Source organism: Isoptericola nanjingensis (assembly GCF_050311635.1).
Classification (GTDB): Bacteria; Actinomycetota; Actinomycetes; order Actinomycetales; family Cellulomonadaceae; genus Isoptericola; species Isoptericola nanjingensis.
Map to the genome: position 1 here is coordinate 1 of NZ_JBNOZL010000001.1, position 24,933 is coordinate 24,933.

The window sequence follows — 24,933 nt, forward strand, 5'->3', positions numbered from 1 at the left end:
CTCAAACAACCGACGCACACCGCAGAACCAGAACCACTCTCAGTTCCGACCCCGCCGGGGCAACCCCTCAAACTTACTCGGTTCGCTCTTCCCCGTCAACTCCCGGCCGTTGGCCTGAGGTGCTGGGTTCGAACGTCCCGGTCCCGAACGAGGGCGCACTGGTCGACCTCGTGAAGAAGGATTCGGGTGTCCGCCCCAGGCCGGCCACCGGTACCCAGCCGCTCGGCTGTCTCCTCGGTGTCCGTTCTCCCTGTCGGGCGAACGACCAGAACATTACACACAGTCTGGCGCAGGTGCCAAATCGCCCCCTGACCTGCGGTGATACCCCGCGGCCCCCGCTCCGGCGCCGCCCGACGAACGTCGAGGGCCCCGGAGGAGCTCGCGCTCCCCCGGGGCCCTCGACGTCACGCGTCCGACGGCACCGCCGCCGTCACTCCGCGACGGCCACGGCCAGGGTCCGCTTGCCCCGACGCAGGACGGCGTACCGGCCGTGCAGCAGGTCCTCGGTCCGCAGCGCGGCGTCCTCGGACTCGACCTTCGCGTTGTTCACGTACGCGCCGCCCTCAGAGATCGCGCGTCGGGCGGCGGCCTTCGATGCGACCAGGCCCGAGCCCACGAACGCGTCGACGACCAGGTCGCCCGCCTTCGCCGTCGTGCGCGGGAGCTCCGCGACGGCGGCACCGAGGGTCCCCTCGTCCAGGCCCCGCAGCTCGCCCCGGCCGAACAGGGCCTGGCTCGCCGAGATGACGGCGTCCGTCGCCGCCTGGCCGTGCACGAGGGTGGTGAGGTCGCCGGCCAGCGCCCGCTGCGCCTCGCGGGCGAACGGCCGCTCGGCCACCTCCTGCTCGAGCGCCTCGATCTCCTCCCTGGTGCGGAAGGTGAAGACCTTGAGGTACTTCACGACGTCCGCGTCCGCCGTGTTCACCCAGAACTGGTAGAAGGCGTACGGGCTCGTGAGCTCCGGGTCGAGCCAGACGGCGCCGCCCTCGGACTTGCCCATCTTGGTGCCGTCGGCCTTCGTGATGAGGGGCGACGTCAGGGCGTGCACGGCCGCGCCGTCCGTCTTGCGGATGAGCTCGACGCCGGACAGCAGGTTGCCCCACTGGTCGTTGCCGCCGAGCTGCAGCGTGCACCCGTGGCGCTCGTACAGCTCCCGGAAGTCCATGCCCTGCAGCACCTGGTAGCTGAACTCCGTGTAGCTGATGCCCTCGTCCGAGCGCAGGCGCCGGGCGACGATGTCCTTGCCGAGCATCGTGCCCACGCGGAAGTGCTTGCCGACGTCACGCAGGAAGTCGATCGCGGACATCGCCCCGGTCCAGTCGAGGTTGTTGACCATGCGCGCTGCCGCCGGTCCCTCGAAGTCCAGGAACGGCTCGATCTGACCCCGGATGCGCTCGACCCAGCCCGCGACGACATCGCGCGACTGCATCGACCGCTCCGTGGTCGGGCGCGGGTCGCCGATGAGCCCCGTCGCGCCACCGACCAGCGCGAGGGGACGGTGCCCCGCAAGCTGGAGCCGGCGCATGTTCAGCAGCTGGACCATGTGCCCGACGTGCAGGCTCTGCGCCGTCGGGTCGAAGCCCGCGTAATAGGTGACGGGTCCCTCGGCCAGCGCAGAACGCAGCGCGGCCTCGTCGGTGGACTGCGCCACCAGGCCTCGCCAGTGCAGCTCGTCGAGAACGTCGGTCACCGTGTGCTCCTCGGGGAAAGGGATCACGGCCCGGGCGGGCCGCCCTCCTAGTGTGCCCGACGCCTACCGCCGTCGGCGCCGTGATTCCGCCGCCCGGTACGCCGACACGGTGGGCTCGCCCGCCAGCCATGCCCGCCAGGGGAACAGGTCGGCGCGTCCGCCCTCGCCGCTCACGCCGACGCGAGGACCCGTGGCGACCTCGCGACCGGCACCGTCCGCGCGATCCCGGGGCTGCGGCACCCGCAGCACCAGATCGCCGCCCGGATCCGTGACGTCCGCGCCGTCGTCGTCCCGGTCGATCGCGAGCGCGACGGTCAGGCGGGCCGGGCCGCGCGCCAGGTCGACGTCGCCCCGCGTGACGCCCGCGGCCGCGCGCCGCTCGCGCGCGAGGTCCGCCCCCTCGACCACCTCGCCCGCCCGGAGCAGGACGGCCGACGCCTCGCCCGGCGGGCTGCACACGACGTTCATGCAGTGGTGCAGCCCCAGGTGCCGGTAGACGTAGACACGGCCGGGCTCGCCGAACATCGTCCGGTTCCGTGCCGTCTCGCCCCGGTACGCGTGCGACCCCGGGTCGGCCGTGCCCGCGTACGCCTCGACCTCCGTGAGCCGCACCGTCACCGCACCGTCCGGCGTGCGGCGGGTGAGCAGCGCCCCGAGCAGGTCGTGCGCGACGACGTGCACCTCCCGCGCGAACCAGGCGCGGCCCGGGACGGCCAGGCCCGCGCCCGCCGCCGCGTCCGCCAGCGGCTCCCGGTCGGCTGCGGGGACACCGGCCTGCGCCCGCCTCGCCGACGTCATCGCACCGCCTCGAGGAGCCGGCCGACGCCGTCGAGCCGGACGTCGGCACGCTCGCGCGTGCGCTCGACCGCGTAGTGGGTGCGCTCGTCGGCCATCCAGCGCAGCCAGTGCTCGCGGGCGTCCGACCCGTCGCGCGCGAGGCCGCGGGAGAGGCGCACCGCGTCGTCGGCCTCCACCCACACCCGCAGCGCTGCCCGGCCGTCGACCTGACGGGCGCCGGCGCCGCAGCCCTCGACGACGAGGACCGGGGCGGGCTCGACGTCGTGCGCCTCGGCGTACTCGCCCCGCCCCCAGTCGTAGCGGAGATACCTGCCCGGACGGCCCGCCTCGAGAGCCTCGAGGACCCACTCCGCCAGGCGCCGCGCGCCGCCGTCGGGGCCGGCCTCCCAGCCCTCGTAGAGGTCGTCCAGGTGCACGACCTGGCACGCGAACCGCAGGGCGAGCTGCGTCGCGAGCGTCGTCTTGCCCGAGCCCGCCGGCCCGTCGACGCACACGAGCCGCGTGCGCCGCCACGGCTCCGGCGCCCCCGGGCCAGGGAGCCGCGGCTCCGCCGCGTGCACGCGCGCCACCAGCGCGTCGAGCACCTCCTCGCTCGTCGTCACGCCCGCTCCTTCCTCCGGCCCGCCGACCGTACCCGCTGACGCGTCTCGTCCGTCCGCCGTCGTGCCCGCCCGGACGACGACGGCCGCACGTCCCGAGGGAGCGTGCGGCCGACGAGCCCGGGCCGGGGAACGGGTCGGCTCAGCTGTCCGCCCAGATGCGGAACTCGGCCGACCGCTCCTTGGCGGCCTCGACCTGCTCGACGACGCGCGCGGGCGCGGTGCCGCCGACGCCGTCGCGCGAGGCCACGGAGCCCTCGACGCTCAGCACCTCGCGCACGCCCGGCGTCAGGTGCTCGGAGATCGCGGCGAGGTCCGCGTCGGACAGGTCCCACAGCTCGATCCCGCGCTCCTCGCAGACCCGGACGCACGCGCCCGCGACCTCGTGCGCGACGCGGAACGGCACGCCCTGGCGCACCAGCCACTCGGCGATGTCCGTGGCGAGCGAGAAGCCCTGCGGGGCGAGCTCGGCCATCCGTGCCGTGTCGAACGTGAGGGTGCGGACCATCCCCGCGAACGCGGGCAGCAGCACCGTGAGGGTGGAGACCTGGTCGAAGACCGGCTCCTTGTCCTCCTGCAGGTCGCGGTTGTACGCCAGCGGCAGGCCCTTGAGGGTGGTGAGCAGTCCGGTGAGGTCGCCCACGAGCCGGCCCGCCTTGCCGCGGGCGAGCTCCGCGATGTCCGGGTTCTTCTTCTGCGGCATGATGCTCGACCCGGTCGACCACGAGTCGTCCAGCCGCACGAAGCCGAACTCCTTCGTGTTCCAGAGGATGATCTCCTCGCTCAGCCGGGACAGGTCGATGCCCACCATCGCCGACACGAACGCGAACTCCGCGACGACGTCGCGCGCGGCGGTGCCGTCGATCGAGTTCTCCACCGGCCCGTCGAAGCCCAGCTCCGTCGCGACCGCCGCCGGGTCGAGGCCCAGCGACGAGCCCGCGAGCGCCCCCGAACCGTAGGGCGAGCGCGCCGCGCGCACGTCCCAGTCGACCAGCCGGTCGACGTCGCGCAGCAGCGGCCACGCGTGCGCCAGGAGCTGGTGCGCCAGCAGCACCGGCTGCGCGTGCTGGAGGTGCGTGCGGCCCGGCATGACGGCCTCCCCGGCCGCCTCCGCCTGCACGATGAGCGCGTCCACGACGTCGAGCACCTGGCGAACGACGACGCGCGACTGGTCGCGCAGGTACAGCCGCACCAGGGTGGCGATCTGGTCGTTGCGCGACCGGCCCGCGCGAAGCTTGCCGCCGAGCTCCGTGCCCGCGCGCTCGATGAGGCCGCGCTCGAGGGCCGTGTGCACGTCCTCGTCGCCGAGCACGGGGAGGAAGGCCCCCGACTCGACGTCGGCGAGCAGCACGTCGAGCGCCTCGAGCATGCCGGCCAGTTCGTCGTCCGTGAGCAGGCCCGCGGCGTGCAGCACCCGCGCGTGCGCCCGGGACCCCCGGATGTCGTACGGGGCGAGCACCCAGTCGAAGTGCGTCGACTGGGACAGCGCCTGCAGCTCCGGAGACGGGCCGCCGGAGAACCGGCCGCCCCACAGGGAGACGTTGTCACCCTGCGTCGTCAGCGCGCCGTCCCGGGCGCCCGGCGTGACCTCGGAGCCCACGTCAGAACTCCCCGACGCCGAAGTCCACGCCGTTGCCGAACTTCTCGTCGCGGGCCGCGGCCTGCTTGGCGGCGAGGCCGTAGATCTCGATGAAGCCCTTGGCGTGCGACTGGTCGAACGCGTCGCCCTCGTCGTAGGTGGCGAGGTTGAAGTCGTACAGGCTGGACTCCGACCTGCGCCCCGTCACGGTGGCGCGGCCGCCGTGCAGGACCATGCGGATGTCGCCGGACACGTACTTCTGCGTCTCGTCGACGAACGTGTCGAGGTTCTTCTTCAGCGGGGAGAACCACATGCCGTCGTAGACCAGCTCGGTCCAGCGCTGCTCGACCTGGCGCTTGAAGCGGGCCTGCTCGCGCTCGAGCGTGACGTTCTCGAGCTCCTGGTGCGCGGCGATGAGCGCGATCGCGCCGGGCGCCTCGTAGATCTCGCGGGACTTGATGCCCACGAGGCGGTCCTCGACGATGTCGATGCGGCCCACGCCCTGGGCGCCGGCGCGGCGGTTCATCTCCTGGATGGCCTGCAGCGGGGTGACCGCCACGCCGTCCAGCGCCACCGGCACGCCCTGGTCGAAGGTGACGACGACCTCGTCGGCGACCGGCGGGAACGTCGGGTCGTCGGTGTAGGAGTAGACGTCCTTGGTGGGCTCGTTCCAGATGTCCTCGAGGAAGCCCGTCTCCACCGCGCGACCCCACACGTTCTGGTCGATCGAGAACGGGTTCTTCTTGGTGGTCGCGATCGGCAGGTCGTGGCGCTCCGCGTAGTCGATGGCCTTCTCGCGCGTGAGCGCGAGGTCGCGCACCGGGGCGATGGACTTCAGGTCCGGGGCCAGAGACGTCGTCGCGACCTCGAAGCGGACCTGGTCGTTGCCCTTGCCGGTGCAGCCGTGCGCGACCGTCGTCGCGCCGAACTGGCGCGCGGCGCGCACGAGGTGCTTGACGATCACCGGGCGGGAGATCGCCGAGACCAGCGGGTAGCGGTCGAGGTACATGCCGTTGGCCTTGAGCGCGGGCATGCAGTACTCCGCCGCGAACTCGTCGCGCGCGTCGGCGACGTACGCCTCGACGGCGCCGCAGTCGAGCGCGCGCTTGCGGATGACGTTCATGTCCTCGCCGCCCTGGCCGACGTCGACGGCCACGGCGACGACCTCGGCCCCGGTGGCCTCGGCGATCCAGCCGATGGCCACGGAGGTGTCCAGGCCGCCCGAGTAGGCGAGCACGACGCGATCAGTCATCACAGTTCTCTTTCTTGCGAGGGGTTCGGGTCAAGTCTGGCAGTGCGGGTCCGCGGAGGCCACGGCCGCCGGGAGGACGGGTCAGGGACCGGTCAGCTCGAGGAAGCGGCGGGCCAGCTCGTCGCCGCCGAGCGGGTCGCGCGCGATCACGAGGATCGTGTCGTCGCCCGCGATGGAGCCGAGGACGCCCGGGAAGACCGAGTGGTCGATCGCGGACGCGAGGTAGTTGGCCGCGCCGGGGGGCGTGCGCAGCACCACGAGGTTGGCGGACGCCTCCGCCGACACGAGCAGGTCGTTGCAGAGCCGGGCGAGGCGCGCGGCGACGTACTCGACGTCGTGATCCCCCACGCCCGCGGCCTGCACGCTGCGGTCGCCACCCTCGCCGGGCACGGCGTAGACGAGCGCCCCCGCCGCGTTGCGCACCTTCTCCGCGCGCAGCTCGATGAGGTCGCGCGACAGGGTGCCCTGCGTGACGCTGACGCCCGCGTCGGCGAGCTCGCGGGCCAGCTCGGCCTGCGAGTGGATCGCCGTGCGCCGCACGATCTCGACGATCCGCGCGTGGCGCGCGGCCTTCGTCGTCGGCCCTGCGGCCTGGCCCGCCGACGCGCCCTCGACGGCGCTCATCGGTGCTCCAGGAGCCAGGTGAGCAGGGCCTTCTGGGCGTGCAGGCGGTTCTCCGCCTCGTCCCAGACGACGGACGCGGGGCCGTCGATCACGGACGCCGTGACCTCCTTGCCGCGGTAGGCGGGCAGGCAGTGCAGGAAGATCGCGTCGTCGGCCGCGCCGGACAGGAGCGCGTCGTCCACGCGGTAGGCGTCCAGGGCGGCGAGCCGCTCGGCGGCCTCGTCCTCGTCGCCCATCGAGACCCAGGTGTCCGCGGCGACGACGTCGGCCCCGGCGACGGCGGCCCGGGCGTCGGTCGTGACGGACACCGAGCCCCCGGTCGTGGCGGCGATCTCCTGGGCGCGGGCGACGACGTCCTCGGGCGGCAGGTAGCCCTCCGGCCCGGCGACCGCGACGTGCAGGCCGGCGGTGACCCCGCCGAGCAGGTACGACGCGGCCATGTTGTTACCGGCGTCGCCCACGTAGGCCAGCCGCTGACCGGCCAGGGCGGAGATGCCGCCGCGGTGCTGGGCGACCGTGAGCAGGTCGGCGAGGATCTGGCACGGGTGGAAGCCGTCCGTGAGGGCGTTGACCACGGGGACGCGCGAGACCGCGGCCATCTCGTCGATCCGGTCCTGGCCGAACGTGCGCCACACGATGGCGGACACCTGGCGGTCGAGCACGCGGGTGACGTCGGCGACGGACTCGCGCACGCCCACCTGGGCGAGCCGGCCGTCCACGATCACGGGGAAGCCGCCGAGCTCGGCGACGCCCGTCGAGAACGAGACCTGGGTGCGCAGCGTCGGCTTGTCGAACAGCACGGCGACGCCCTGCGGGCCCGCGAGCGGCGCGCGCACGAACCGGTCCTCCCGGAACGCCATGCCGAGCTCGAGGACCTCCCGCTGCTCGTCCGGCGTGAGGTCGTCGTCGCGGAGGAAGTGGCGGGGCATCAGGACTCCCTGTCGGCAGAGGCGGGGACGGTGACGGTGGCGAAGAACCGGGCGACGTCGCGCGCCTGGTCGGCCGTGAGGATCAGCGGCGGCGCGAGGCGGATCGCGTCCGGGGCGACGGCGTTGACGACGAGGCCGGCCTCCAGCGCGGCCGCCGCGACGTCGGCCGCGACGGGCCGCGCGAGCTGGACGGCGAGCAGGAGCCCCCGCCCGCGCACTCCGGCGACGAGCGGGTTGCCCGCGGCCTCGATCTCGGAGGTGAGGACGGCGCCGACGCGGCGCACGTTCTCGAGCAGGCCGTCGCGCTCGATGACGCCGAGCGTCGCGAGGCCGGCGGCCGCAGCGACGGGGTTGCCGCCGAACGTGGTGCCGTGCTGGCCGCGGCCGAGCAGGGTCGCGGCGCGCTCGCCGAACGCGATCGCGGCGCCCACGGGGAAGCCGCCGCCCAGGCCCTTGGCCACGGTGACGACGTCGGGCACGACGCCGCCGCCGATCTCCGGCTGCTGGAAGGCGAACCAGGAGCCCGTGCGCCCGACGCCCGTCTGGACCTCGTCGAGCACGAGCAGCGCGCCCGCCTCGGCGGTGAGCCGGCGGGCGTGCGCCAGGTAGCCCGCGGGCAGCGGCCGCACACCGGCCTCGCCCTGCAGCGGCTCCACGACGAGCGCCGCGACGCCGCCGCGCTCCGCGACCGCCTCCGGCGAGAACGCCTCGTCGAGGGCGGCGGTGTCGCCGAACGGCACGTGCTCGACGCCGCCGGGCAGCGGCTCGAACGGCTGGCGGTACGCGGCCTTCGCCGTGAGGGCGAGCGCGCCCATCGAGCGGCCGTGGAAGCCGCCCTCCAGGGCCAGGACGCGGGTGCGGGCGCCGTCGTCGCCGGCGTTGCGGCGCGCCATCTTGAACGCCGCCTCCACCGCCTCGGTGCCCGAGTTGGTGAAGAACACCCGCGAGCCCTCGGGGGCACCCGCGAGGTGCAGCAGCCGCTCGGCCAGGCCGATCTGGGTGGGCGTCGCGAAGAAGTTCGACACGTGCCCGAGGGTGCCGAGCTGCGCGCTGATCGCCGCCGTCAGCGTGGGGTGGGCGTGGCCGAGCGCGTTCACCGCGATCCCGGCGAGCAGGTCGAGGTAGCGCCGCCCGTCGGCGTCCCACACGTAGGCACCCTCGCCGCGCACCAGCACACGCTGGGGCGGGCCGAAGGTGTCCATCACCGCGTGGGTGTAGCGATCGGTCCAGGCGGCGTTCGAGGCGTCGGCGAGGGCGCCGCCGCTCACCGACTGCAGGGTGTCGCTCACGCGCCTGCCTCCTTGCTTCCGGTGGTACCGGTCGTGGTCGCCGGGGCGGGCACGACCATGGTGCCGTTGCCGCGGGTGGTGAAGACCTCCAGGAGCACCGAGTGCGGCTGGCGGCCGTCGATCACGGTCGCGCGCGGCACGCCGCCCTGGACGGCGCGCAGGCACGCCTCCATCTTGGGCACCATGCCGGACGTCAGGCTCGGCAGGAGGGCGGCGAGGTCCGGCGCGGAGATCTCCTCGACGAGGGAGTCCTTGTCGGGCCACGACGTGTACAGGCCCTCGACGTCGGTGAGCATGATGAGCTTGCTCGCGCCGAGCGCCACCGCGAGCGCCGACGCCGCCGTGTCGGCGTTGATGTTGAGCACCTGGGTCGGGTCGTCGACGTCGGGCGCTACGGTCGACACGACCGGGATGCGGCCGGCGTCGAGCAGGTCCTGCACGGCCCCGGCGTCCACCTGGACGACGTCGCCCACGAGGCCGACGTCGACCGGCTCGCCGTCGACGACGGCGTGCCGGCGGGCGGCGCGGAACAGCCCGGCGTCCTCCCCCGACATGCCGACGGCGTGCGGGCCGTGCGCGTTGATGAGGCCGACGAGCTCGCGCGAGACCTGGCCGGTGAGCACCATGCGCACCACGTCCATCGCCTCGGGCGTGGTGACCCGCAGGCCGCCGCGGAACTCGCTGTGGATGTCCAGGCGCTCCAGCATGGCGTTGATCTGCGGGCCTCCGCCGTGCACCACGACGGGGCGCAGCCCCACCTGGCGCAGGAACACCATGTCCTGGGCGAACGCGGCCTTGAGCCGGTCGTCGATCATCGCGTTGCCGCCGTACTTGACGACGACGAGCGCGCCCGCGAACTCCTGGAGCCACGGGAGCGCCTCGAGGAGCACCTCGGCCTTCTGCTCGGGCGCGAGCCCGTTCACGACGTCGCTGCTCATGAGCTGTACGCGCTGTTCTCGTGGACGTACGCGTGGGTGAGGTCGTTGGTCCACAGCGTGATCTCGGCGTCGCCGGCGTGCAGGTCGATCGTGATCGACACGTCACGCGACGCGGCGAGGTCGACGTTCTCCGGCGACTCGTGCGCCCCGCCCGCCTTGCACACCATGACGCCGTTGACGCTGACGTCGAGCTCCAGCGGGTCGAACGGCGCGACCTCCTCGGGGACCGTGCCGACCTGCGAGAGGATGCGGCCCCAGTTGGGGTCGTTGCCGAAGATCGCGGCCTTGACCAGGTTGGACCGGCTCACGGCCCGGGCCACGGCCAGCCCGGCGTCCTCGGTCGTCGCGTGCGTGACCGTGATGGCGATGTCGTGGGACGCGCCCTCCGCGTCGGCCACGAGCTGGCGCGCGAGGTCGGCGCAGACGGCGGTCACGGCCTCGGCGAACGCGGCGTCGTCCGGCGTCGCGCCGGACGCGCCCGACGCCATGAGCACCACGGTGTCGGAGGTCGACATGCAGCCGTCGGAGTCGACGCGGTCGAACGTCGTGCGGGTCGCGGCGCGCAGCGCCGCGTCCGTGGCCCCGGCGTCCACGACGGCGTCGGTCGTGATGACGCAGAGCATCGTGGCGAGCGCGGGAGCGAGCATGCCCGCGCCCTTGGCCATCCCGCCCACCGTCACGGTGCCGGACGGCGTCTCGATCGTGCGCACCGCGGTCTTCGGGACGGAGTCCGTCGTCATGATGGCCGTGGCCGCGCTCGTGCCCGACGCCTCGTCCGGTCCCAGCGCCTCCGCCGCGACCGGGATCCCGGCGAGCAGCTTCTCGGCCGCGAGCCGCACGCCGATGAGGCCGGTCGAGGCCACGAGGACGTCGATCGCGCCGATCCCGAGCACCTCGGCGACCTTCTCCGCCGTGGCGTGCGAGTCCTGGAACCCGCCCGGGCCGGTGCACACGTTCGCGGCACCCGAGTTCAGCACGACGGCGCGGGCGACCCCGTCCTTGATCGCCTGGCGCGACCACATCACCGGCGCGCCGACCACACGGTTGGTGGTGAAGACGGCGGCGGCCGCGTGCTGCGGGCCGTCGTTGACGACCAGGGCGAGGTCGGGGGTGCCGGAGGCCTTGAGGCCGGCCGTGATCCCGGCGGCCCGGAACCCCTTCGCTGCGGTCACGCTCACGGTGCGACTCCTTCGGTGACGAGGCCGGCCGTCTCCGGCAGGCCGAGGGCGAGGTTCATGGCCTGGACCGCCTGGCCGGCGGTGCCCTTGACCAGGTTGTCGATGGCGGTGACGGTCACCACGCGCCCGGCGGCGGCGTCGAGCGCGACCTGCACGAGGGCCGTGTTGGCGCCGAGGGTGGCGGCCGTCGTCGGCCACTGGCCCTCCGGGAGGAGCTCGACGAACGGCTCGTCCGCGTAGGCCGCGGCCCAGGCGGCGCGGACGTCGGCGGCCGTGGCGTCCTCGTGGCCCGGCGCGAGGCGGGCCGTGACGGTGGCGAGGATGCCGCGCGACATCGGCACGAGCGTCGGGGTGAAGCTGATCGACACCTCCGGCGCCCCGGCGGTGCGCAGGTTCTGGACGATCTCGGGGATGTGCCGGTGCGTGCCGCCCACCGCGTACGGCACGGCGGAGCCCAGGCCCTCGGCGGCGAGCAGGTGCGGCTTGAGCGACTTGCCGGCGCCCGAGTACCCGTTGGCGAGGACCGCGACGACGTCGGCCGGGCTCACGAGGCCGGCGGCGACGCCGGGCTGCAGGCCGAGCGTGACGGCCGTGACGTTGCAGCCGGGCACCGCGATCCGGCGGGCGCCCGCCAGGTGGTCGCGCTGCGCGCCGGTGACCGCCCCCGCGCCGTCGGCGTGGAGCAGCTCGGGCAGACCGTAGGGCCAGGTGCCCGCGTGGGCCGAGCCGTAGAACTTCTCCCAGTCGGCGGCGGACGCGAGGCGGTGGTCGGCGCCGAGGTCGAGCACGAGCACGTCGTCGGGCAGCTGCGCGGCGATCTCGCCGGACGCGCCGTGCGGCAGGCCGAGCACGACGACGTCGTGGCCCGCGAGCGCCTCGGGCGTGGTCGGCTCGAGCACCCTATCCGCGAGGGAACGCAGGTGCGGCTGCGTCGCGCCGAGCCGCGCGCCGGCGTTTGTGTGCGCCGTGAGCGTCCCGACCTCCAGCGCGGGGTGACGCGCCGCGAGGCGCAGGAACTCGCCCCCGGCGTACCCGGAGGCACCGGCGACGGCGACACGGAACGTGCGCGACTCAGTGCTGACCATATGCAGCACTATACATACCTATGCAGTGCGCCGGAACCTGCTTCTCGCGCCCCGGGCGCCGCGGGTCAGGCGACGAGCGGCAGGTACATCACGTGCAGACCCACGTAGCCGTGCGCCGGGCTGCGGAAGGCGCCCGGCACGGTGCCGACCACCTCGAAACCGAGCGCCCGCCACAGGCGCACCGCGACCTCGTTCGACTCCACCACCGCGTTGAACTGGATGCCGCGGAAGCCTTGCTCGCGGTGCCAGGCGACGACGTGCTCGCCGAGCGCCCGGCCCACCCCGAGCCCGCGCGCGGCGGGCGACACCATGAACGACGCCGTGCCCACGTGGTCGCCGTGGCCCGGCCGGTTCGGCCCCATCTTGGCCGTGCCCAGCAGCGTGCCGTCCGCAGCCTCCGCGACGACCGTCGCGCCCGGGGCGCGCTCCATCCAGATCTCCCGCGCCTGCTCGCTCGTGAGGTCCAGCGGGTAGACGTACGTCTCGCCCTCACGCACCACCGCCTCGACGGTCGGCCACAGGGCGGGCCAGTCGTCCTCGGTCGCAGGACGGATCGTGAACGGTGCGCGAGTGTCTCGGATCACAGGCGAAGCATAGGGTCGAGGCTGTGACCTCCCTCCCCACCGCTGTGCCCACCGCCATGCCCACCGCCATGCCCACCGTTGCGCTCGACGCGGGAGCCCTCCGGTGACGCCCGGCACCGCCGTCGAGCTCGCAAACTGGCGGCGGCGCGTCGCCGAGCTGTACGCCGCGGTCCGTGCCGCGCCCGACCCCGCGAGCGGGCACGCGACGTGGCAGGCGGGTCGCGACGCGCTCTTCCGCGACCACCCGCAGAGCCCGCTGCCGGCGGACGACCCGCTGCGGGCGACCGGGCTCCCGTCCTGGCCGTACGACGCCGCCCTGCGCTTCGAGGTGCCGCTGCGCCCGGCGCCTGCGGCGCGGCTGGAGCTCGACACGGGCGCGGACGGCACGACGACGATGGAGCGCGTCGGGGTGCTCGAGCTGCCCGGCGTGGGGACGCTCGACGCCTGGTGGCTCGCGCAGTACGGCGGCGGCCTGTTCGTCCCTCTGCGCGACGGCACCGCCGGGGACGAGACCTACGGCGGCGGGCGGTACCTGCTCGACACGGCGAAGGGCGCCGACCTCGGCGGGCACGACGGCCTCGTCGTGGTGGACCTCAATCTCGCCTACCACCCGTCGTGCCGCTACGACCCGGCGTGGACCTGCCCGCTCGCCCCGGCGGGCAACCGCGTCGACGTGCCGGTCCGCGCGGGCGAGAGGCTGGACGCGCCCCCGGCTGCGTAGGCTCGGACGCATGCACGCAGTCGTGGCCCGCGCGGCGGGTGGTCCCGAGGTCCTGGAGTACGTCGAGCAGCCCGACCCCGCGCCCGGCGCGGGCGAGCTGCTCGTCCGCGTCGCGGCGGCGGGGGTCAACTTCATCGACACCTACCGCCGGGCGGGCGTCTACCCGATGAGCTACCCGCACGTCGTGGGCGTCGAGGGGGCCGGGACGGTCGAGGCCCTCGGCGAGGGCGTGGAGGGCTTCGCCGTCGGCGACGAAGTGGCCTGGAACGAGGCGCCGGGGTCGTACGCCGAGCTCGCCGTCGTCCCCGCAGCGAACGCCGTGCGCGTCCCCGCGGGCCTCGATCTCGTCACGGCCGCCGCCCTGCCGCTGCAGGGGATGACGGCGCACTACCTCGTCGCGTCGACCTTCGAGGTCGGGCCGGGCCACGACGTCCTCCTCACCGCCGGGGCCGGCGGCGTCGGCCTGCTCGCCACCCAGCTGGCGGTCGCGCGCGGCGGGCGCGTCGTCACCACGGTGTCCTCGCCCGAGAAGGCGGCCCTGTCGTCGGCGGCCGGCGCGGCGCACACCGTCGACTACGCGGCGATGGACGACCTCGCGACCGAGCTGCCCGCCGTCGTGCGCGACCTCACCGACGGCCGCGGCGTGCACGTCGTGTACGACGGCGTGGGACGCGCCACGTTCGACGCGTCGCTCGCGTCGCTGCGGCCGCGCGGCACGCTCGTGCTGTTCGGCGGGGCGTCCGGCCAGGTGCCGCCGTTCGACCCGCAGCGGCTGAACTCCGGCGGGTCGCTCTACCTCACCCGGCCGACCCTGGCGCACTACGTCCTCACCCGGGCCGAGCTCGAGTGGCGGGCGTCGGAGGTGCTCGGGGCGGCCGCCGAGGGAGACCTGGACGTCCGGATCGGCGAGCGGCTCCCGCTCGCCGACGCGGCGCAGGCGCACCGTGCCCTGGAGGGACGGGCCACGACGGGCAAGGTCCTCCTGGTCCCCTGAGCGAGGTCCCCTGAGCGGCGCCTCCCGGACGGTGCGCGGTCAGCCCGCCGTAGGGCTCGAGACGTGCCAGCGGTGCCCGTAGGGATCCACGACCCAGGCGCTGCGCCAGCCCTCCTCGGGGCCCGTCGTCGACGCCCCGCTCCAGCCGGGCCCCGCCGCCGACGAGGTGCGCGACGAAGGCGTCGACGTCCTCGACCTCGATCGCCAGCGACACCGACCACCCGCCGAGCGTCGTGGGGCTGTGCACGCGCAGCTGCTCCCACTCGTCGGACAGGTAGATCGTCGCGCCGCCGATCGCGACCTCCGCGTGCCCGACGACGCCGTCGTCCTCGATCCGGAACCGCTCCTGCGCGCCGAAGGCCCGGCGGTAGTAGTCGATGGCGCCCGCCGCGCCGCGCACCGCGAGGTACGGCACGACCGTCGCGGGGGTCCGGTCGCCACGACCGGGCGGCGCGGGGGTGGTCTCGGCGTCCTCGCCGGTGTCCATGACCCCAGCGTGGCGCGGCGAGAGAGCGCGCGCTAGTCTCTTGATGTCAAGAGACTTGATATCGAGAGGATTTGTCATGGCCGACTGGTCCCCCTCCGCCTACCTGCGCTACACCGACGAGCGGTCGCGCCCCTTCGGCGAACTCGTCGCGCGCGTCGTGCGCGACCCGGCGAGCATCGTCGACCTCGGCTGCGGTCCCGGCCACCTCACCCCCGTGCTGCGCGAGCGGTGGCCGAGCGCCTCGTTCGTCGGCCTCGACGCCTCGCCCGCCATGATCGAGCGCGCCCGGGCCGCCGACCCCTCGGGGCGGTACGAGCTCGCCGACGTGCGCGACCACGCCGCCGGCCGCGGCCCCGACCCCGAGGCCGACCTGGTGATCAGCAACGCCACCCTGCAGTGGGTGCCCGGCCACCGCGAGCTGCTCCCCGCGCTCGCCGCGACGGCCCTGCAGACGTTCGCGTTCTCCGTGCCCGGCAACCACGACGCCCCCAGCCACCGGCTGCTGCGCGAGGTGGCGGGCCGCGAGCCCTACTCCGCCGCCGTCGGGACCGTGGAGCGCCGCGCTGTCGCCGACCCCGCGGAGTACCTCGAGATCCTCGCCGCGCCCGGCTGGTCGGTCGACACCTGGGAGACCACCTACACGCACGTGCTCGACGGCGCGGACCCCGTGCTGCGCTGGATCTCGGCCACGGGCGCCCAACCGGTGCTGCACGCCCTCGACGCCCACGACGCCGCGCACGGCACGGCCCTGCGCGCGCGGTTCGACGCCGAGCTCGGGGCGGAGCTCCGCGCGGCCTATCCGCGGCGCCCGTTCGGCACCCCCCTGGCGTTCCGCCGCGTGTTCGCGGTCGCCACGCGGACGGCCTGACGGCGGCGGGCACGGACGGTCGTAGGCTCGCGCCGTGACCGACACCATCCACCCGATCCGCATCGGGGTCCAGCTCCAGCCGCAGCACGCCGACTACGCCCAGGTGCGCGACGCCGTCCGGCGCGCCGAGGACGCCGGCGTCGACGTGATCTTCAACTGGGACCACTTCTTCCCGCTCTCGGGCGACCCCGACGGCAAGCACTTCGAGTGCTGGACGATGCTCGGCGCCTGGGCCGAGCAGACCGAGCGCGTGCAGATCGGCGCGCTCGTCTCGTGCAACTCCTACCGCAACCCCGAGCTCCTCGCCGACATGGCCCGCACGGTCGACCACATCAGCGGAGGCCGGCTGATCCTCGGTGTCGGAGCGGGCTGGTTCGCCAAGGACTACGAGCAGTTCGGGTACGAGTTCGGCACGGCAGGCTCGCGCATCGCCGACCTGGGCGAGGCGCTCCCCCGCATCAAGGCGCGGCTCGCGGCCGGCAACCCCGCACCGACGCGCGAGATCCCGATCCTGATCGGCGGCGGGGGCGAGAAGAAGACGCTGCGCCTCGTGGCGGAGCACGCCGACGTCTGGCACTCCTTCGGCGATGTCGACACCCTGACGCGCAAGTCCGCGATCCTCGACGAGCACGGAGAGGCCGTCGGGCGCGACACCGCCGCGCTCGTGGAGCGCTCGGTCGGCGTGGGCGCCCCGCCGGAGGAGGTCGGGCAGAAGCTGCTCGACGCGGGCGCCACCCTGTTCACGATCGGCACGAGCGGGCCCGACTACGACCTGTCCCTCGTCGAGCAGTGGGTCCGCTGGCGCGACGAGCGCCGCTGACCTGCCCATCCGCTCCCGGCCGGGGTGCCAGGGTCAGCGCCCGGTGAGCACCTCGGCCAGCGGGTCGTCGTCCGCGGCCGGCTGCACGCGCAGCCGCCGTGCGGCGGGCGCCGTGGCCGCACGGGCCAGCCGGACCAGCGACTCCGGGGTGTCGTGCGAGGCGCGGACGAACCAGCCGGAGCAGGCGTCGAGGTCGCCGCGCGCGAACGCCGTCACCAGGTCGACGGTCCGCTCGACGGGCGTCCACTCCGTCCGCCCCTCGTGGGCGCGCATCGACCCCGTCATGTCCGTGCGCACGACGCCGGGGGCGACCTCCAGCACGCGCAGGCCACGGTCGTGGCCGGCGGCGTGCAGCCCGGCGCCGAGACGCATCAGCGCGGTCTTGCTCGCGTTGTAGGCGGTCGCGTCGGCGTTGTCGTGCGAGCCGGCACCGCTGTTGAGGTCGACGACCCGCCCGCCGCCGCGCGCCAGCATCCCCGGCACGGCGTGCCGGGCCAGCAGGAACGGCCCGCGCACGTTCGTCTCGAGCACCGACCACCACTCGTCGGGGTCGGCCTCCCACAGCGGCACCTCGGCGTCGATGCGGCCGGCGCTGTTGACCAGCAGGTCCACGGAGCCCAGCCCGCCGTCGGCCGGGGACCCCTCCGCGACCCCCACGGCCACTGCCACCGCCGCGGCGTCGGCGACGTCCGCGGGCAGCTCGAGGGCCGTCCGGCCGAGGTCGCGCACCTCGCGCGCGACCTCGGCCAGGCGGGCGGCGTCCCGAGCGACGAGAGCGACGTCCAACCCGGCCCGCGCCAGCCCGAGCGCCACCGCGCGGCCGATGCCGCGGCTCGCGCCCGTGATCAGCGCGGTCCGGGCGGGCGGGGGCTCGACGGGCCCGGCCGGCGGTGCCGACTCAGCCACGCAGCACAGCCCCCACGCGCTCGGTCGCCGCGGCGACGACCCCCTCGCGGACGGCGCGCACGTCGTCGGCGGTCAGCGTGCGGTCGGCGGCGCGCAGCCGCACCGAGTAGGCGAGCGACTTCTTGCCCTCGCCCACCTGCTCGCCGGTGAACACGTCGAAGAGTCGCGCGTCCTCAAGCAGCGGGCCCGCGCCCGCGACGACGGCGGCGTGCACGGCGTCGGCGGTCACGTCCGCGTCGACGACGAACGCGAAGTCCTCCTTCGCCGCGGGGAACGCCGACACCGGCTCGGCCACGACCGGCACGCCCCCGCCGGCGGCGATCAGCGCGCCGAGGTCGAGCTCGAACGCCACCGCCCGGGCAGGCAGGCCCAGGGCCTCGACCACCTTCGGGTGCAGCTCGCCCGCGTGCCCGACGACGGCGCCGTCGGCCAGCGCCAGCGCCGCGCAGCGACCGGGGTGCCACGGCATCGTGCCCGTGTCGGCCGCGACCGAGACCTCCGCTCCCGCCCGCTCCGCGACGAGGCGGGCGGCGTCGAGCGCGTCCGTCCAGTCGGCCGCGCGGCCGTCGCCCCACCAGCCGGCAGGCACCGCCCGGCCGGTGAGCACGCCCGCGACGTGCCGTGGCTGGTCCGGGACGGCGGAGACGAGCGCCGCCAGGTCGTCGTCGGACGGCCGCACGCCGACCGGCAGCTGCGGCGGCGCCGGAGTGCCCGGCGTCGGCCGCGTGACCAGGCCGATCTCGAAGACCGCCACGTCGGGCAGCCCGCGCGAGACGTTCCGCCGCGCGGTCTCGAGCAGTGTCGAGAGCAGGTCGGCGCGCAGGAACGGCCGGTCGTCGGCCAGCGGGTTGGCCAGGCGCAGCGTGGTACGGCGCACGTCCTCGTCGGGCAGGCCGAGCGCGTCGAGGTCCGCCTCGCCGACGAACGGGTAGGAGAGCACCTCGACGAGGCCCGCCTCCGCGAGCGCGCGCGCCACCGACCGGCGAGCCCGCTGCTCGGGCGTGAGGCCGCGACCGCCCGGGGCGGCCGGGAGCACGGACGGGATCTGGTCGTAGCCCGCGATCCGCACGACCTCCTCGACCAGCGCGGCCGGCTCGGTGAGGTCGGGGCGCCACGACGGCGGCGTCACGCGGACCGCGTCCACGCTCGCCCCGGCGACGGCGTCCGTCACGGTGCAGCCGATCTGCTCGAGGATGCCGACCACGGTGGCGCGGTCGTACTCCACGCCCGACAGGCGCGTCGGCAGGGTGACGTCCAGGCGCACCGGCTTGGCGGCGGTCGTGGTGTCGAGGTCGCTCACCGCGGCGTCCGCGGTGCCGCCGCCGAGCTCCACGAGCAGGTCGACCACGCGCTGCGCCGCGACGGCCGGCAGGCGCGGGTCCACGCCGCGCTCGAACCGCTTGGCGGCCTCGGACGGCAGCCGGTGCCGCCGCGCCGTGCGGGCCACGGTGATCGGGTCGAAGTGGGCCGCCTCGACGAGGACGTCCGTCGTCGTGGGGCTCACCTCCGACGACGCACCGCCCATGACGCCGGCCAGACCGAGCACGCGAGCGCCGCGCTCGCCCGCGGGCGAGTCGGTGATGAGCAGGTCCTCGCCGTCGAGCGCGCGGTCGGCGTCGTCGAGCGTCGTGAGGCGCTCGCCGGGAGCCGCACGGCGGACGACGATCGGCGCCGCGACCTTGTCGAGGTCGTAGGCGTGCAGCGGCTGGCCCAGGTCGAGCATCACGTAGTTGGTGACGTCGACGGCCAGGGAGATGGACCGCATGCCCGAGCCCTCGAGGCGGCGCTTCATCCACGGCGGGGTGGGCGCGGCGGGGTCGATGCCGCGCACGACGCGCGTGACGAACCGGTCGCAGCCGACCTGCCCGTGGATCGGCGCCGAATCGTCGACCTCGACGACGAACCCGTCGGCCGTCGGAACGGGCGGGGGCGTGACGAGGTTCTGCGGCAGCCCGCGGTCGGTGAACCGCGCACCCGTGGAGTGGGCGTACTCGCGCGCCACGCCGCGGTAGCTGAACGCATACCCGCGGTCCGGGGTCACGTTGATCTCGAGCACCTCGTCGCCGAGGCCGAGCAGGGCGATCGCGTCCTGGCCGGGCGTGAGGTCGGCGGCGTCGAAGCCCGCGCGCGTGAGCACGAGGATGCCGTCGTGGTCGTCCCCGATGCCGAGCTCGCGCACCGAGCAGATCATGCCGTCGGAGACGTGGCCGTAGGTCTTGCGCGCCGCGATGGCGAAGCCGCCGGGCAGCACGGTGCCCGGCAGCGACACGACGACGTAGTCCCCCACGCCGAAGTTGTGCGCGCCGCAGATGACGCCGCGAGCGCCGCCCGCGGGGACGTCGGCGTCGTCGACGCCCTTGATCTGTGTCGCGTTGTGCTCGGGGCCGACGTCGACCAGGCACCAGTTGACGGTCTTGCCGTTCTTCTGCGGCTCGGGGGTCTGCGCGAGCACGCGCCCGACGACGAGCGGGCCGGTGACCGCGGCGGGGTGGATCTCCTCCTCCTCCAGGCCGACCCTCACCAGCGCCGCCGCGAGCTGCTCCGTGGTGAGGTCCGCCGGCAGCTCGACGTGCTCGCCGAGCCAGTCAGTGACGATGCGGGGCATCAGATCTCCGTCCCGAACTGGGTGGAGAAGCGCACGTCGCCCTCCACGATGTCGTGCATGTCCGCGATCGAGTGGCGCAGCATCGCCGTCCGCTCGATGCCCATCCCGAACGCGAAGCCCTGGTACTCCTCGGGGTCGATCCCGGCCGCGCGCAGCACGTTCGGGTTGACCATGCCGCAGCCGCCCCACTCGATCCAGCCGGCGCCGCCCTTCTTCTGCGGGAACCACAGGTCCATCTCGGCGCTGGGCTCCGTGAACGGGAAGAAGCTCGGGCGCAGCCGCGTGCGCGCCTCCGGGCCGAACATGGCGCGCGCGAACGCGTCGAGGGTGCCCACGAGGTTCGCCATCGTCAGGCCCTTGTCGACCGCCAGGCCCTCGACCTGGTGGAAGACGGGCGTGTGCGTGGCGTCCAGCGCGTCGGTGCGGAACACCTTGCCCGGGCACGCGATGTACAGCGGCACGCCCCGCTCCAGCATCGAGCGCGACTGCACCGGCGACGTGTGCGTGCGCAGCACGAGGTTGGACGGCTTGTCCCCCTCGCCGGACACGTAGAACGTGTCCTGCATCTGCCGCGCGGGGTGGTCCGGGTCGAAGTTCAGCGCGTCGAAGTTGAACCACTCCGCCTCGACCTCGGGGCCGTCGGCGATCTCCCAGCCGAGGCCCACGAAGAAGTCGGCGATGCGCTCCTGCACCAGCTCGATCGGGTGCCGCGCCCCGACGGGACGGCGGTCGGTCGGCAGCGTGACGTCGACCGTCTCCTCGACGAGGACGCGTTCGTCGCGCTCGGCCTCGAGCTCGGCCTGGCGCGCGGCGATCGCCTGGTTCACGCGTCCGCGGCGCGGGCCGACGTTCTTGCCGGCGGCGGCCTTGTCCGGCCCCGGCAGTGCCCCGATGGCACGGTTGGCGAGCGCGAGCGGGCTCTTGTCCCCGGTCTGCGCGGTGCGGACCGTCTTCAGCTCGTCGAGGTCGCGCGCGGCGGCGACCGCGGCGAGGGCCTCGTCGACGGCGGAGTCGAGCGCCGCGACGTCCAGCGGGTCGGGGCTCTGCCGTTCGATGCCGGGTTCTGGGGTGGGTGCGGGCGTGGACATGCGTGCCTTCCTGAGAGGGGCCCTGCGAGGGGTGTGGGCGGCGGGGTCAGTTTATGTGCCCGCCCGGGCCGGTCAGGTCGGCGTCCGCGGTACCGCGCTCAGCGCGCGGGCGTCACCGGGGCCGGGTCCGTGGCGGGCCCGGTAAATCGGCGGTCGCGGCGTGTCACGCACCCATCATGGCACGTCCCGTCCCGTCCCGTCCCGGTCCGCCAGGGGGATCACGGCGACGTCCTCGTGCAGCGGGCCTCCCGACCGTCCCTCGCCGAGCCGGGACGCGACGACGTGCACGGCACCGACCACCCACGACGGGCCGCGGTACACGGCCAGCGCCCGCGCCCAGGGCACCAGGGGCGACGCCTCCGGCTCGCGTCCGCGCGGGCCGCGCGTCCCGCCGCGGGCGCCGTCGACCCTCCGCCGGCCGTCCACGGCCCGCAGGGTCGCGCGCGCGACCGTGAGGTGCGGCCGTCCCGACGTGCGGTCGGAGGCGGGCAGGCCCGCCACGCCGACGGCGGCGTCCTGCGCGAGCTCGCCGGCGCGCCGCAGGTCGTCGACCGACCCGGTCACACCGACCCAGAGCGTCCGCCCGCCGAAGGTGCCGCCGCCGCTCAGGGCCAGCGCGAACGGCGGCACGTCGGCCAGGGCGATCCCCAGCGCCTCGACGTAGTCCGGCACGGCACCGTCCGGCACCTCGCCGTGGAAGGCGAGGGTGACGTGGCGCTGCTCCGGCGCCACCCAGCGCAGGCCGCGGCCCGGGTCTGCGAGGGCCGCGCCGCTCACCCCGGCGAGGGCGAGCTCCAGGTGGTCGCCGGCGTCGGCGGAGGGGTACACGGCCGTGAACAGGCGCATCCGCGCATCGTGCCACGCCGCGGTGCGGCCCGCCCCGGGCGGCGTGAGGCGTCAGCGCTGCGCGCGCCCGCTCGCGTAAAGACACACCGTGGCGGCGGTGGCCAGGTTGAGCGACTCCGCGCGGCCGCGGATCGGCACGCGCACGACGGCGTCCGCCAGCGCGCGGTCGGCCTCGGGCAGGCCCCACGCCTCGTTGCCGAAGACCCATGCGGTCGAGCCCGCCAGGTCCGGCTGCCCGGCGTCGACGGCCGGGTCGCCTGCCACGTCGAGCAGGTCGTCGAGGTCGTGCTCGCCCGTGCCGTCGGCGGCGAGGACGACGCAGCCCGCGGCGCGGACGACGGCGACGGCGTCGGCCAGGGGCAGGCCCGTGACCACGGGCAGGTGGAAGAGAGAGCCGGCGGTGGAGCGCACCACCTTGGGGTTGTGGACGTCCACGCTCTCGCCGGCGAGGACCACGAGGTCCGCGCCCGCCGCATCGGCCGCGCGGATCACCGTGCCGGCGTTGCCGGGGTCGCGGACGTTCGCGAGCACCGCGACGAGCAGCGGCCGCGAGGTGACGCCGGCCAGGGCGTCGTCGAGGCGTAGGGCGGTGGTGCGCACCACCGCGAGCACGCCCTGCGCGTCCGGGCTCATCGCCTCTAGCACCTCCGCCGTGCCGACGTGCAGGTGCAGCCCGGCGCCGCGCGCCGCGTCGACGATCTCGGTGTAGCGCTCCGCGGCGGCGGGCGTGAGGTAGACGTCCCGGACGCCGGCGGCCGCGTGGCGCACGGCCTCACGCACGCCCTGGGGCCCTTCGACGAGGAACTGTCCGTGCCGGGAACGCGCAGGACGCCCGGACAGCGCCCTGACCTGCTTGACCCGGTCCGCCCGCGGGTTCGCGAGCGTCACGTCGGGGATGCCTGGGATCATGCGCGGCATCGACAGGTCGGGGGTGTCCGGGCGTCCGGGGTGCTGAGCGGGGTGGCTCAGGCGGCCTTCGGCGCGTTGACGTCGGCCGGCAGCGCGTCCTTGGCGACCTGGACGAGCGCGTTGAACGCCGCCACGTCGTTGACCGCGAGCTCGGCGAGCATGCGGCGGTCGACCTCGACACCAGCAGCCTTGAGGCCCTGGATGAGGCGGTTGTAGGTCAGACCCTGCGCGCGGGACGCAGCGTTGATGCGCTGGATCCACAGCTTGCGGAAGTCGCCCTTCTTCGCCTTGCGGTCGCGGTACGAGTAGACGAGGGAGTGGGTGACCTGCTCCTTCGCCTTCCGGTACAGGCGCGAACGCTGGCCGCGGTAGCCGCTGGCGCGCTCGAGGGTCGTACGGCGCTTCTTGTGGGCGTTGACCGCCCGCTTCACGCGTGCCACGTGATGCTCCTTGCAGTGTCGGGGCCGGAAGTGGACCCGGCGGTCGTGGGTCCCGGTGGTGTCACCGGAATCAGCGGACCGCCGAGGGCGTCACTTGCCGAGCAGCTTCTTGATGGTCTTGACGTCGGCGGCCGAGACCACCTGGTCCTGGGCCAGACGACGCGTGCGGCGGCTGGACTTGTGCTCGAGGTAGTGGCGAGCGTTCGTCTGCTCCCGCATGATCTTGCCGCTGCCGGTGACCCGGAAGCGCTTCTTGGCGCCGGAGTGCGTCTTGTTCTTCGGCATGACTGCCGTCTCTCCTCGTGTCGGTCACCCGCCGGGTGGCGGGGACGTGGTGCGGACCGGGGCCGGCGAGCGGCCCGGTGCCAGATGGACGTTGCGGTGCGGCCTCAGCGACCTGCGCGGGGGCTCGGCTTCGGACGCGGCGCCGGCGGCCGCGGGGTGGCGGGCTTCGGCGTCGCGGGCTTCGGCGTCGCCGCGGCGGGCTTCGCCGGGGTCGCAGGCTTCGGGGCCGCAGCCGGCTTGGCCGGCGCGGAGGCAGGCTTCGACGCGGCCGCAGGCTTCGACGTCGCGGGCTTCGACGCGGCGGCCGGCGCTGCGGCGGGCTTCGTCTCGGCAGGCTTGGTCTCGGCAGGCTTGGTCTCGGCAGGCTTGGTCTCGGCAGGCTTCGTCTCGGCAGGCTTCGTCTCGGCGCGCGGGGCGGGCGCCGGCTGCGCGGCCTCGGGGGCCGGAGCCTCCTGCGCCTCGACCTCGGGCTCGGTCGGCTCGGGCTCCGGCGTCGGCTGCGCCGGCGCGGCCTGGGCGCGGGCCTCGGCCTTGACCTCGGACTTGGTCTTGCGCTGCGCGTTGATCTCGCTGGACCGCTTGCGCTGCTCGACCTTGGCGTCGGCCTTCTTCTTCACCGGGCCGAGCACCATGGTCATGTTGCGGCCGTCCTGCTTCGGCATCGACTCGACGAAGCCGAGGTCCGAGACGTCCTCCGCGAGCCGCTGCAGCAGACGCACGCCCATCTCGGGGCGCGACTGCTCACGACCGCGGAACATGATCATGACCTTGACCTTGTCGCCGGCCTCCAGGAAGCGGACGACGTGGCCCTTCTTGGTGCCGTAGTCGTGCGGGTCGATCTTCAGGCGGAACCGGATCTCCTTGAGGACCGTGTTCGCCTGGTTGCGCCGCGCCTCGCGCGCCTTCATGTCCGACTCGTACTTGAACTTGCCGTAGTCCATGAGCTTGGCGACGGGCGGACGGGCGTCCGGGGCCACCTCGACGAGGTCGAGGTCGGCGTCCTGGGCAAGCTTCAGGGCGACTCCCGTGGCGACCACGCCGACCTGCTCCCCGCCCGGGCCGATGAGTCGGACCTCGGGGACGCGGATCCGATCGTTGATGCGAGGCTCGCTGATGGTGATGCTCCTAAACTCGTCGGTAGACCGCCAGGGACGGGAAAGGCCCCCGACCTGAGCACAGGTGGAGGCCATCTACCGACGCCGGGGCGCGAGCGCTCCGACGACCGAGGCGGACGCCCACGAGAGGCGTCCGACCGGGACCCGGCCCCTGTCGGCGCCCGGGGGCGCTCGGTCGGTGCTCGGGTGGGATGAGATCCACTTGATGCACCTGGGCCCCGCGGCCGCTCCGTGGAGCGACGCGCTGACGGACCCAGGTCGGTCAGCTGTCAAGGCTAGCACGGGATCGGCGCCGGGCCGGCCG

24 protein-coding genes and 1 pseudogene are annotated in these 24,933 nt (G+C 74.6%); 4 read left to right on the plus strand and 21 right to left on the minus strand.

All coding sequences use genetic code 11. The features are described 5' to 3' along the window. Window positions 1–430 precede the first annotated feature (430 nt). The 12 genes from tyrS to ACQP6G_RS00060 form a co-directional block, all read right to left on the minus strand. Entirely contained in the window at window positions 431–1,690 is a 1,260-nt protein-coding gene (gene tyrS / locus ACQP6G_RS00005) for a tyrosine--tRNA ligase (protein WP_429762126.1), read from the minus strand. A 63-nt stretch (window positions 1,691–1,753) separates the two neighbouring features. Next, window positions 1,754–2,488, minus strand: a complete 735-nt coding sequence (locus tag ACQP6G_RS00010) for a DNA-3-methyladenine glycosylase (protein WP_429762127.1) — start codon at window positions 2,486–2,488, stop codon at window positions 1,754–1,756. Next, window positions 2,485–3,090, minus strand: coding sequence for a uridine kinase family protein (locus ACQP6G_RS00015; protein ID WP_429762128.1), 606 nt, complete (start codon window positions 3,088–3,090; stop codon window positions 2,485–2,487). The genes ACQP6G_RS00010 and ACQP6G_RS00015 overlap by 4 nt, the downstream gene beginning before the upstream one ends. A 139-nt stretch (window positions 3,091–3,229) precedes the next feature. Next, window positions 3,230–4,687 (minus strand): argininosuccinate lyase, encoded by a 1,458-nt coding sequence (argH, locus tag ACQP6G_RS00020; RefSeq protein WP_429762129.1) that lies wholly within the window; start codon window positions 4,685–4,687, stop codon window positions 3,230–3,232. 1 nt (window position 4,688) lies between these two features. Then, window positions 4,689–5,918: an argininosuccinate synthase gene (locus ACQP6G_RS00025; RefSeq protein ID WP_429762130.1), complete on the minus strand. Its 1,230-nt coding sequence runs from the start codon at window positions 5,916–5,918 to the stop codon at window positions 4,689–4,691. Between the two features lie 81 nt (window positions 5,919–5,999). Next, the gene (locus ACQP6G_RS00030) at window positions 6,000–6,542 is read right to left on the minus strand and encodes an arginine repressor (RefSeq protein WP_429762131.1); all 543 of its coding nucleotides are present in this window, start codon (window positions 6,540–6,542) and stop codon (window positions 6,000–6,002) included. Next, on the minus strand, window positions 6,539–7,471 hold the full coding sequence (argF, locus tag ACQP6G_RS00035; protein ID WP_429762132.1) for an ornithine carbamoyltransferase: 933 nt from the start codon (window positions 7,469–7,471) through the stop codon (window positions 6,539–6,541). The genes ACQP6G_RS00030 and argF overlap by 4 nt, the downstream gene beginning before the upstream one ends. Next, window positions 7,471–8,760: an acetylornithine transaminase gene (locus tag ACQP6G_RS00040; RefSeq protein ID WP_429762133.1), complete on the minus strand. Its 1,290-nt coding sequence runs from the start codon at window positions 8,758–8,760 to the stop codon at window positions 7,471–7,473. The genes argF and ACQP6G_RS00040 overlap by 1 nt, the downstream gene beginning before the upstream one ends. Beyond that, a complete protein-coding gene (gene argB, locus ACQP6G_RS00045; RefSeq protein WP_429762134.1) occupies window positions 8,757–9,698 on the minus strand; it encodes an acetylglutamate kinase in 942 nt (313 codons plus the stop codon). The genes ACQP6G_RS00040 and argB overlap by 4 nt, the downstream gene beginning before the upstream one ends. Further along, window positions 9,695–10,876 carry a bifunctional glutamate N-acetyltransferase/amino-acid acetyltransferase ArgJ gene (gene argJ, locus ACQP6G_RS00050; protein WP_429762135.1) on the minus strand — a complete coding sequence of 394 codons (1,182 nt, stop codon included), beginning with the start codon at window positions 10,874–10,876 and terminating at the stop codon, window positions 9,695–9,697. Before argJ ends, argB begins: the two co-directional genes overlap by 4 nt. Beyond that, a complete protein-coding gene (gene argC, locus ACQP6G_RS00055; RefSeq protein WP_429762136.1) occupies window positions 10,873–11,961 on the minus strand; it encodes an N-acetyl-gamma-glutamyl-phosphate reductase in 1,089 nt (362 codons plus the stop codon). The genes argJ and argC overlap by 4 nt, the downstream gene beginning before the upstream one ends. Before the next feature lie 65 nt (window positions 11,962–12,026). Continuing rightward, window positions 12,027–12,545, minus strand: a complete 519-nt coding sequence (locus tag ACQP6G_RS00060; RefSeq protein WP_429762137.1) for a GNAT family N-acetyltransferase — start codon at window positions 12,543–12,545, stop codon at window positions 12,027–12,029. Between the two features lie 103 nt (window positions 12,546–12,648). Here ACQP6G_RS00060 and ACQP6G_RS00065 point away from each other — a divergent pair, with 103 nt between their 5' ends. Together ACQP6G_RS00065 and ACQP6G_RS00070 are read left to right on the plus strand one after the other, a co-directional pair. Then, window positions 12,649–13,266 (plus strand): DUF1684 domain-containing protein, encoded by a 618-nt coding sequence (locus tag ACQP6G_RS00065; RefSeq protein WP_429762138.1) that lies wholly within the window; start codon window positions 12,649–12,651, stop codon window positions 13,264–13,266. Between the two features lie 10 nt (window positions 13,267–13,276). After that, window positions 13,277–14,260, plus strand: a complete 984-nt coding sequence (locus ACQP6G_RS00070) for a quinone oxidoreductase family protein (protein ID WP_429762139.1) — start codon at window positions 13,277–13,279, stop codon at window positions 14,258–14,260. Window positions 14,261–14,375: 115 nt separating this feature from the next. Here the strand turns inward: ACQP6G_RS00070 and ACQP6G_RS00075 are convergent. Next, a pseudogene (locus tag ACQP6G_RS00075) lies at window positions 14,376–14,825 on the minus strand (VOC family protein); the annotation flags it as partial. On the opposite strand from ACQP6G_RS00075, the gene ACQP6G_RS00080 reads away from it, so the two are divergent. Both ACQP6G_RS00080 and ACQP6G_RS00085 read left to right on the plus strand, forming a co-directional pair. After that, window positions 14,824–15,615: a methyltransferase domain-containing protein gene (locus ACQP6G_RS00080; RefSeq protein WP_429762140.1), complete on the plus strand. Its 792-nt coding sequence runs from the start codon at window positions 14,824–14,826 to the stop codon at window positions 15,613–15,615. The pseudogene ACQP6G_RS00075 and the gene ACQP6G_RS00080 sit on opposite strands and share 2 nt — an antisense overlap. Window positions 15,616–15,649: 34 nt before the next feature. Beyond that, a complete protein-coding gene (locus tag ACQP6G_RS00085; protein WP_429762141.1) occupies window positions 15,650–16,435 on the plus strand; it encodes an LLM class F420-dependent oxidoreductase in 786 nt (261 codons plus the stop codon). A gap of 33 nt (window positions 16,436–16,468) precedes the next feature. Here the strand turns inward: ACQP6G_RS00085 and ACQP6G_RS00090 are convergent, their stop codons facing one another. The 8 genes from ACQP6G_RS00090 to infC all read right to left on the minus strand — a co-directional run bounded on the left by ACQP6G_RS00090 (window position 16,469) and on the right by infC (window position 24,635). Beyond that, complete coding sequence (locus ACQP6G_RS00090; RefSeq protein ID WP_429762142.1) at window positions 16,469–17,341, minus strand: SDR family NAD(P)-dependent oxidoreductase; 873 nt, start codon at window positions 17,339–17,341, stop codon at window positions 16,469–16,471. Next, window positions 17,334–19,946: a phenylalanine--tRNA ligase subunit beta gene (gene pheT, locus ACQP6G_RS00095; RefSeq protein WP_429762143.1), complete on the minus strand. Its 2,613-nt coding sequence runs from the start codon at window positions 19,944–19,946 to the stop codon at window positions 17,334–17,336. The genes ACQP6G_RS00090 and pheT overlap by 8 nt, the downstream gene beginning before the upstream one ends. Beyond that, window positions 19,946–21,034 carry a phenylalanine--tRNA ligase subunit alpha gene (pheS, locus tag ACQP6G_RS00100; RefSeq protein WP_429762144.1) on the minus strand — a complete coding sequence of 363 codons (1,089 nt, stop codon included), beginning with the start codon at window positions 21,032–21,034 and terminating at the stop codon, window positions 19,946–19,948. Before pheS ends, pheT begins: the two co-directional genes overlap by 1 nt. A 174-nt stretch (window positions 21,035–21,208) precedes the next feature. Then, window positions 21,209–21,880 (minus strand): 2'-5' RNA ligase family protein, encoded by a 672-nt coding sequence (locus ACQP6G_RS00105; RefSeq protein WP_429762145.1) that lies wholly within the window; start codon window positions 21,878–21,880, stop codon window positions 21,209–21,211. Window positions 21,881–21,931: 51 nt separating this feature from the next. After that, window positions 21,932–22,789 carry a TrmH family RNA methyltransferase gene (locus ACQP6G_RS00110; RefSeq protein WP_429762146.1) on the minus strand — a complete coding sequence of 286 codons (858 nt, stop codon included), beginning with the start codon at window positions 22,787–22,789 and terminating at the stop codon, window positions 21,932–21,934. 56 nt (window positions 22,790–22,845) lie between these two features. Further along, window positions 22,846–23,229: a 50S ribosomal protein L20 gene (gene rplT / locus ACQP6G_RS00115; protein ID WP_079576292.1), complete on the minus strand. Its 384-nt coding sequence runs from the start codon at window positions 23,227–23,229 to the stop codon at window positions 22,846–22,848. 90 nt (window positions 23,230–23,319) lie between these two features. Beyond that, complete coding sequence (gene rpmI / locus ACQP6G_RS00120; protein ID WP_079576291.1) at window positions 23,320–23,514, minus strand: 50S ribosomal protein L35; 195 nt, start codon at window positions 23,512–23,514, stop codon at window positions 23,320–23,322. A 104-nt stretch (window positions 23,515–23,618) separates the two neighbouring features. Then, on the minus strand, window positions 23,619–24,635 hold the full coding sequence (gene infC, locus ACQP6G_RS00125; protein ID WP_429762668.1) for a translation initiation factor IF-3: 1,017 nt from the start codon (window positions 24,633–24,635) through the stop codon (window positions 23,619–23,621). Window positions 24,636–24,933 lie beyond the last annotated feature (298 nt).